Here is a 702-nt window from a genome sequence, read left to right on the forward strand (position 1 = left end):
GTTCAGAGGAAGATCGTCTCAATCCACCACGCCCTTCACGAAGCTCAGATACTCTGGAATTAGCTCTTCGCAATTATCCATGATAAACACCCTCCTCACGTAGAGCTTGATATTGTTGAGCTTCTTGCGTGTGTCGAACAGATCGAATGGAGCTCTCCTCGGAACAAACAGGATTGCCTTGAATTCAAGCTGACCTTCAACGGAGAAATGCTTCACAGAGAGATGATCTTCCCAGTCATTCGTCAAGCTCTTGTAGAAAGCAGCATATTCTTCTTTAGTTATCTCTTCTGGCTTGCGCAACCAGATTGGCTTCTGCATGTTCATAACCTGCCACTCGTGAGATACCTCCTTGATCTTCTTCTTCTTCGATTTCGTCTCCTTCTCATCTAGATCCTCAACATCTCCTTCTTCCTCTTTCTTTATCTCCTCGTCTTCATCATCGCTAATCTCCTTCTCCGTTGTCTTTTCAGTCCAGAGATTGATCGGATAGCTGATGAACTCCGAATGCTTCTTCACCAAATCCTTGATTCTGCGTTCCTCGAGGTATTCCAGCTGATCCTCCTTTAGGAACAAAGTGATTTTGGTACCCCTGCCTAGTTGTTCGCCATTGACGTCCCTGGTAACAGTAAATGATCCACCAGCTTGAGATTCCCAAACGTACTGCTCATCGTCGTTGTGCTTCGATGTCACTATGACCTTGTC

The 702-nt window shown here is 45.6% G+C and carries 1 pseudogene; it reads right to left on the reverse strand.

Annotated elements, in window-relative coordinates:
- Positions 1–18: 18 nt before the first annotated feature.
- Positions 19–702 (reverse strand): annotated as a pseudogene (locus C6N31_RS47180) (hypothetical protein); the annotation flags it as partial.

The sequence above is a fragment of the Streptomyces fildesensis genome (assembly GCF_016107395.1).
In the GTDB taxonomy this organism is placed as follows: domain Bacteria; phylum Actinomycetota; class Actinomycetes; order Streptomycetales; family Streptomycetaceae; genus Actinacidiphila; species Actinacidiphila fildesensis.